This is a genomic window from Methylobacterium oryzisoli (assembly GCF_046557895.1).
GTDB lineage: Bacteria > Pseudomonadota > Alphaproteobacteria > Rhizobiales > Beijerinckiaceae > Methylobacterium > Methylobacterium oryzisoli.
The window spans coordinates 1-2984 of record NZ_JBKIBX010000101.1 but is presented as its reverse complement, the minus strand read 5'-3'; the positions used below and the strand labels follow the sequence as shown (position 1 = coordinate 2984).

Here is a 2984-nt window from a genome sequence, read left to right as displayed (position 1 = left end):
CGCAGCTTCCACCGGCGGCTCTCGCCGCATAGGGTTTAAATCGGTGTCTCACAAACCGCGGGCGGTACAGATGGTCGCTATCGACGTCAGCAGCGACCGCGCCGAGGCGGACTGGAACGGCGAGGGGCGACCTGCGCATGCCCGTGAGCCTCTGGGAACCGAGGTTCGGCAAGTGGCGTGCCGGGTCAACGAGCGGATGCGTGCGTGCGCGTGGAAATTGCGGCCACGGTAAGGATCAGCGCGCGGCGGGAGGCCGATGGAGCTTTCAATCCCAACCCGCTGTAGAGCGGCGCGGGCCGCCTGCTTACTCCTCAACGACCGCAGCCCGGCCGACCTCGATGCCTGCCCAGGTGATCCGCACACTCGTCGGCAGCCGTTCGTGCAGCGGCACGCTGTACCCGACGGCGCACCAGAACGGTCCAAGCGCGCCCGGACCTCTGGTACTGATCTCGACCTCAAGGCTCAGCACGGCAGGATCATCGCTCTGCGGATCGGCGAGGCAGAGGCGAGGCACCTCGTTGGTCGTGGCGAGTCGGATCTCGCCCACGACATGCAGGAGCTTCACCGTACTCAGGGGAACGACGAGCGCCGTCCATCCTCGCGTGCAGGGGATGAGGTCGTCCGACATGGCGGGCCTTGGCGCAATGCTGTTGTTCACCGAGATGAGGCACAGATTGGGCCACAAGACCAGCCAAGATATGCTCGCGCTTCAACCTGCTTGATCGACGGCTCAGGCGAGAGCAACTTTGCATTGCATGTTGCACCAGCAAGGCCAGATCGGTTCTCAGCCTCAGCCCAAGCCCGCCATGGCGATGTAGCTCTGCACCCAATCGGGCGTCAGGATCATCCCGCTCGCCGTCATGATCCAAGGACTGCAGCGCGCGTCGTGCAGGGCATGGGCTGCGGCCGACAGGGCCGCTCGCAGCGTGGCGAACTCGACAGGCACGACGGCCTTCGGCCCGTTCGGTCCGTCACTCCACACCGTCAGTTCGGCCGGTTCGTTCAGATCGACGCTCTCCATGGGTGCCCCCCTTGGTGCAAGCGCGGCCGCGAAGGACGCGCGAATCAATCAGAGACCGGGCGGGACCATAGTCCGCCGCGGCCGGGCGTCGTTATGAATTGTTGGTGAGGTCAGCATTCGCCTACAGATCAGCTTGCTGAATATGATCCACATGCTCCAGCTTCGATTGGAATCGTGATCTGGGAAATTCCAACACTGTTGCCACTGCAAGCTTCATCCCCGCCCCGGCCGCCAAGTGCAGCTTCCGATCTTCTGCTCCTGAACGTGTATCCGAGCGCTGGCCGGGTACACACCGCGCCGGCGTTTCCTTGATGCTGTAGACAGACACAGCCGGGCACGCGGCCGCTGCTGCCAATCATCCGCGCGCAGAGCGCTTCCGGATCCGTAGGATGCCGTGACGAGCGGGACAGCGGCTGGACTGCCGGGACATCTCCAGCCGCTGCCTGTCTGTGATCAGGCGGACCGCTTCTGCCGCGGCCGGCCGAGACCAATGCTCTTGGCGAGTTCGGAGCGCTGCGCGGCGTAGTTCGCCGCCACCATCGGATAANCAGGCGGACCGCTTCTGCCGCGGCCGGCCGAGACCAATGCTCTTGGCGAGTTCGGAGCGCTGCGCGGCGTAGTTCGCCGCCACCATCGGATAATCGGGCGGCAGGCCCCACTTCTGACGGTACTCGGCGGGCGTAAGGCCGCGGGTGGTGAGGTGGCGCTTGAGCGACTTGTAGGGCCGCCCGTCCTCAAGGCTGATGATCGCCTCCGGGGTCACGCTCTTCTTGATCGGCACCGGCGGGATAGGCCGCTCGGCCTCCGGCTCGGCTGGCCGACCGAGCTTGCCGAGCTGGTCGTGGACGCTCCGGATCAGCGCCGGCAAGTCGCTCGTAGATAGGTGATTATGCGAGACGTAGGCCGACACGATGTCAGCGACCAGGCTAATCTGGTCGCTCTCAGGCTGACTTTCGTTACTCACCGGGATTCCCAGGTTCTGATTGGCGCCCCCACAATCCTGCCTAGTCGTGGCATGCCAGAAATGTCAAGCTTTAGTCGGAGACTGTTGAAGGATAGCGTTGTGAAATGCCGTCGATGGCACTCGATTGCGGCTTGCACTGATCTATTGCGTTCAATCTAATATTCCGCAATACTATATTGCGGGGCTCTGGGCAGACCGGCACCACCCCGCTGCAGTGGTTCCTCACAGCCCGGATCAGGCGTGGCCAGGCGCTGCTGGAAAGGAGCGGCGCGTCGGTCGACCAAGTGGCGTTGGCCAGCGGCTTCGCGTCATCGGTCACCTTCCGATCGAACTTCCGAAAGGTGACCGGCGTCAGCCCGGCAGCCTACCGTGCACGCTTCAACGCTGAGCGCCAAACGAGGCGATGAGTGCCAGGGACCGGCCGGTTCAGAGATGCCGATCGCGACAAGGAGCGCTGAGTCAGAAGCCCGCTCGCCGGCTGAGTGGCAAGGCCCGGAAGTGGCGCATAGCCGAACGAGCCGGATGCGAGCTCAAGCGCCCTGACGGCTCTTCGCGGTCCAAGCCGTGAGTCTCCGCTCGCAAGTTCATTCTGAACCTCCGACGCTCTTCGGCGATTCGCTGTCATCAGTCGCGCGGCGCTCCCGCCTTTAGCATATCGGCGAAGGCGGCTTTCCGTGGACGGGATCGAGATCGAGAGTGCGGGCAGAGGGCTGCCTGAACGACGCCATGCCGGCAGACCGCTGCCGTTCGGCACATGTTCAAGCTTCACAGCACCAACCTGTTGCAGATCCGCACTAGCCGGCCGCCATATGGTCACGCTTATTTAAGTGCTCGGCCTGATTGTAGGGCCGGCAACAGGGATCTACCAATGCTCAAGAAGCTTCTGCTCGCAAGCGCAGCAGCGATCGCCTTGTCGGGCGCTGCTTCTGCCGCGGACCTTCCACGCCGCGCGGCTCCGCCGCCGGTGTTCACGCCGGTTCCGGTGTTCACCTGGACGGG

General features: G+C 64.1%; 3 protein-coding genes and 1 pseudogene. 1 reads left to right on the top strand and 3 read right to left on the bottom strand.

Annotated features, from left to right (window positions below; translation table 11 throughout):
- Positions 1-304 precede the first annotated feature (304 nt).
- From ACKUB9_RS34150 to ACKUB9_RS34135, 3 genes and pseudogenes are all read right to left on the bottom strand, one after another.
- The gene (locus ACKUB9_RS34150; RefSeq protein WP_407531108.1) at positions 305-628 is read right to left on the bottom strand and encodes a hypothetical protein; all 324 of its coding nucleotides are present in this window, start codon (positions 626-628) and stop codon (positions 305-307) included.
- 162 nt (positions 629-790) lie between these two features.
- Entirely contained in the window at positions 791-1021 is a 231-nt protein-coding gene (locus tag ACKUB9_RS34145; RefSeq protein ID WP_407531106.1) for a hypothetical protein, read from the bottom strand.
- A gap of 550 nt (positions 1022-1571) precedes the next feature.
- A pseudogene (locus tag ACKUB9_RS34135) lies at positions 1572-1985 on the bottom strand (Ros/MucR family transcriptional regulator); the annotation flags it as partial.
- A 176-nt stretch (positions 1986-2161) separates the two neighbouring features.
- Here ACKUB9_RS34135 and ACKUB9_RS34130 point away from each other — a divergent pair.
- Positions 2162-2392: a helix-turn-helix domain-containing protein gene (locus ACKUB9_RS34130; RefSeq protein WP_407531105.1), complete on the top strand. Its 231-nt coding sequence runs from the start codon at positions 2162-2164 to the stop codon at positions 2390-2392.
- Positions 2393-2984 lie beyond the last annotated feature (592 nt).

Coding starts and splice junctions, on each gene's coding strand:
- ACKUB9_RS34145 (WP_407531106.1), bottom strand. CDS start 1,021: ATGGAGAGCGTCGATCTGAACGAACCGGCCGAACTGACGGTGTGGAGT.
- ACKUB9_RS34150 (WP_407531108.1), bottom strand. CDS start 628: ATGTCGGACGACCTCATCCCCTGCACGCGAGGATGGACGGCGCTCGTC.